Below are 305 nucleotides of genomic sequence, written 5' to 3'. Positions count from 1 at the left end.
CACATCAATGGCATTGTCTCGGTTGGGCTTGGCGATATCGTCACGGAAGGGCAGATTCAGCACCTTGTCCATGTGGCGCAGCTGCCAGTTGTCGGCCTTCTGGCCCGCCAGACGGGAGCAGTGGATGCGGCTCTGCTGACCGGCACCCACGCCGATGGTCTGGCCGCCTGCGGTGTAGCAGACACTGTTGGACTGGGTGTATTTCAGGGTGATGAGGGCAATGATCAGGTCCCGCTTCTGCTCCTCGGTCACGCTCTTGTTCTCGGTGACACAGTTGGTCAGCATGGTGTCGGCGTTGATGGTCA

1 pseudogene is annotated in these 305 nt (G+C 60.0%); it reads right to left on the bottom strand.

The window, feature by feature from the left end:
• Positions 1-305, bottom strand: a pseudogene (locus tag P0G09_RS18215) (phosphoribosylaminoimidazolecarboxamide formyltransferase); the annotation flags it as partial.

The sequence above is a fragment of the Faecalibacterium sp. DFI.5.82 genome, from assembly GCF_029076575.1.
GTDB lineage: Bacteria > Bacillota > Clostridia > Oscillospirales > Ruminococcaceae > Faecalibacterium > Faecalibacterium duncaniae.
This window is presented reverse-complemented; position numbering and strand designations above follow the sequence as displayed.